3 protein-coding genes are annotated in these 3,702 nt (G+C 44.0%); 1 reads left to right on the top strand and 2 read right to left on the bottom strand.

What is annotated here, in order from left to right:
• Nucleotides 1-141: 141 nt before the first annotated feature.
• Both leuD and leuC read right to left on the bottom strand, forming a co-directional pair.
• A complete protein-coding gene (gene leuD / locus L0J61_RS09955) occupies nt 142-792 on the bottom strand; it encodes a 3-isopropylmalate dehydratase small subunit (RefSeq protein ID WP_301466290.1) in 651 nt (216 codons plus the stop codon).
• A gap of 199 nt (nt 793-991) precedes the next feature.
• Nucleotides 992-2,410, bottom strand: coding sequence for a 3-isopropylmalate dehydratase large subunit (gene leuC, locus L0J61_RS09960; RefSeq protein WP_301466291.1), 1,419 nt, complete (start codon nt 2,408-2,410; stop codon nt 992-994).
• Nucleotides 2,411-2,793: 383 nt separating this feature from the next.
• On the opposite strand from leuC, the gene L0J61_RS09965 reads away from it, so the two are divergent.
• Nucleotides 2,794-3,666 (top strand): LysR family transcriptional regulator, encoded by an 873-nt coding sequence (locus L0J61_RS09965; RefSeq protein WP_301466292.1) that lies wholly within the window; start codon nt 2,794-2,796, stop codon nt 3,664-3,666.
• Nucleotides 3,667-3,702 lie beyond the last annotated feature (36 nt).

The following is a 3,702-nucleotide window of genomic DNA, read 5'->3' on the forward strand; positions in this document are numbered from 1 at the left end:
CCGCTGCCATGGCAGGGCTAACCAAATGCGTACGACCACCATTGCCTTGACGACCTCTTATTCTAGCCAGTTCACCATCAGAACTCAACGTCACATCACCATTGTCTGATATCTTTATTAACTGTTACTTGTCGCCCTGCACTAGGCTCTTACTTCGTTGAATATCCACGGTGTTTTTTCCATCATTTTTTGTTCATAGTCTTTGATGGCATCGCTCTGTTGTAAAGTAAGACCAATATCGTCTAATCCGTTTAATAGGCAGTGTTTACGAAACGCATCCACTTCAAACGGATATTCTTCACCTGTAGGAGCGATAACAACTTGACGCTCAAGATCAGCAGTCAACTCATAGCCTTCATTTGCCACGACCGCTTTCATAAGCGTATCTACGATCTCTTCACTCAATACGATGGGAAGCATGCCATTTTTAAAGCAGTTATTGTAAAAAATATCAGCAAAGCTCGGTGCAATGACTGTGCGAAAGCCATACTCCGATAACGCCCAAGGCGCATGCTCACGGCTAGATCCGCAACCAAAGTTTCTACGTGCGAGTAAAATGGTGGCGCCTTGGTAGCGAGGTTTGTTTAAGACAAAGTCTGGGTTGAGGGGACGGTTGCTATTATCCTGACCCGGGAAACCTTCATCGAGATAACGCCAGTCATCAAACAAATTGACGCCAAATCCGGTCCGCTTAATAGACTTTAAAAACTGCTTTGCAATGATTTGATCGGTATCGACGTTTGCACGATCTAATGGGCACACGATACCTGTTTGAATGTTATAAGCTTGCATAAATATTCCTATCAATGATGTTTTTATTGATGAGCGGTGATCATTAATGATGATATTCCGTTCACTTTAAAAGCGTTAAAGCGTGGCTGATAGATATAGCTAATAGATATAGAAACCATTGTCTTGTCTATTGACTTAACAGCACACGCATCAAAACTTCTTTTCGGTTGTTATTCGTCTGCAACTATTAACACAAGCTTTAAAACGAACGCACATCCACAAAGTGACCGGCCAATGCGGCGGCCGCTGCCATGGCAGGGCTAACCAAATGCGTACGACCACCATTGCCTTGACGACCCTCAAAATTACGGTTGGAGGTAGAAGCACAATGTTCTTGCGGCTCTAGCTTATCGGCATTCATCGCTAAGCACATAGAGCAACCTGGCTCTCGCCATTCAAAACCAGCTTCTGAAAACAAGGTATCCAAACCTTCGGCTTCTGCCTGCAGTTTCACCTGACCAGAACCTGCCACAACGATAGCTTCTTTGACATTGGCAGCGACTTTGCGCCCTTTGATAACCGCAGCAGCATCACGTAAATCTTCGATACGAGAGTTCGTACACGATCCAATAAAGATTCGATCAAGCTGGATATCGGTAATCTTCTGCCCAGCTTCTAGTCCCATATAAGTATAAGCACGGAGCCAGCCTTCTTGCTGCGCCTCATCTATCGCTTGATCAGGCGTTGGTACTGATTGAGTAACGTCGACAACCATTTCCGGTGACGTGCCCCAAGAAACCTGTGGTGCTATTTGGCTACCGTCAATTTCAACCACGGTATCAAATACTGCATCATCGTCTGAATATAGTGTGCGCCAGTATGCTTCAGCTTGCTCCCACTGCTCTCCTGTCGGTGCATAGGGACGACCTTTTACATAATCGATTGTAATGTCATCGACAGCGACCATGCCCACACGAGCACCCGCTTCGATTGCCATGTTACAGACAGTCATGCGACCTTCCATACTCATGTCTTCAAAAACTTGCCCAGCAAATTCAATTGCGTGCCCTGTACCACCTGCGGTGCCTATTTTGGCGATGATAGCAAGCACCACATCTTTTGAAGTAACACCAGCTCCCAACTCACCGTTGACTCGAATCTGCATGTTTTTTGATTTTTTCTGAATCAAGCATTGAGTCGCTAGTACATGCTCCACTTCAGACGTACCAATACCATGTGCCAAGCAACCAAGCGCACCATGCGTCGCTGTGTGTGAATCGCCACACACGACTGTCATACCTGGCAACACCAAGCCTTGCTCTGGACCGACAACATGCAAGATACCTTGGCGCGCATCATTGATGGTGAATTCAGCGATATCAAATTTGGTACAGTTATCGTCCAAAGTGACTACTTGTAAACGGGATACTTTATCCTTAATACCAGGCACGCCTTCTAGACGCTCCTTGGTCACTGTCGGTACATTATGATCTGGACTGGCGATGTTGGCAGACAAACGCCATGGTGCTCTGTTTGCCAGCTCTAGTCCTTCAAACGCCTGTGGACTAGTGACTTCATGCAATAAATGACGATCGATATAAATCAAGCTCGAACCATCGTCACGCTTCGTGACTTCGTGAGCATTCCAAAGTTTGTCATATAACGTTTGACTGGCCATTTTGCTATCCTTATTAGTTGCTAATGATTCAGCTCTCTGCTTGCTTATAAAAAAAGCAGCACAGACAGTTGAATGTTATTTCGTCTCTACATCTACAATTTACTCAATAAAGTTTGTATCCGTAGGAGCTAGCTATCGTTATGTATGATGTTACTTATTACTAAACATTACTAAATGTTGCTAAAAAAAGGGTTGTCAATGATCGAACCTATTCATAAAAATAAATACGTGATAATACGCCTAGATGTCTTGTGATTATAGCAGGCTAATTCTATAATAATAATTGATGATTTTTGCATAGACGCAAACTTTTATTTCTAACATATTGTGATTGTGTCAGCCAACTTATATTTATAGCTCGTTAAGTAGCTAAGGACATCCATTTGAACACCACAAATTTGACGACATTTGTTACCGTTATGCACACTGGTAGTATATCAGGTGCAGCTGAAAAACTATTTATTACTCAGCCTGCAGTCAGTAAACGTATCAAAAATTTAGAAGACGAGTTTGACATCACGTTGTTTGATACCGTGGGTCGTGGAATCGTACCCACGCAAGCGGCCAGTGAAATGCTACCGCATGCCAAGCGCTGGCTTGAAGATTATGAGAACTTCAAAATTAACCTGCAACACTCACAGCATATCGTCTCTGGAAAATTAATCATTGGTACCAGTCATCATATTGGCTTACATCACTTAGCTCCCGTGCTCAAGCACTTCATTCAGACTTACCCTGCAGTGCAGCTAGAAGTTCATTTCGTTGACTCGGAAAAAGCACACAAGGCAGTTCTGGATGGTGAACTATCCTTAGCTTTCGTCACATTGCCGCCCGTCTATGATAAACGTCTCAGCTATCACACACTTTGGTCGGACCCTCTGTATTTTATGACCGGTACACTTTCGCCTTTGGCAAGCAAATCCAATGTTACGTTAGAGCAATTAGCACGTTATCCTGCTATTTTGCCATCTGCGAATACTTTTACCAGTCAAATTACCTTAGCTGAGTTTGCCAAGCATAATCTAAAGCCCTACGCGACGATGAGCACCAATCCGCTTGAGTCCATTCGCATGCTGGTTTCTGTCGGATTGGGCTGGTCAGTATTGCCTCAGACAATGGTGAGTCAAGACTTGGAACGCATCGACATGGCAGAGAATATTGAGTTGCAGCGTTATTTAGGTGTGGTTATCAATCCGAAACTCACACAGTCTAGCAGCGTTACTGCATTACTAGATCTACTATCGCCAATCGAGTAAATGTGTGAGCAAACCCCAGTCACTATGATCGACACA

Source organism: Psychrobacter sp. (assembly GCF_030457785.1).
In the GTDB taxonomy this organism is placed as follows: domain Bacteria; phylum Pseudomonadota; class Gammaproteobacteria; order Pseudomonadales; family Moraxellaceae; genus Psychrobacter.

Bases quoted from the DNA above. Each gene is read 5' to 3' on its own strand.
- leuD (WP_301466290.1), bottom strand. From the start codon at position 792: ATGCAAGCTTATAACATTCAAACAGGTATCGTGTGCCCATTAGATCGT.
- leuC (WP_301466291.1), bottom strand. From the start codon at position 2,410: ATGGCCAGTCAAACGTTATATGACAAACTTTGGAATGCTCACGAAGTC.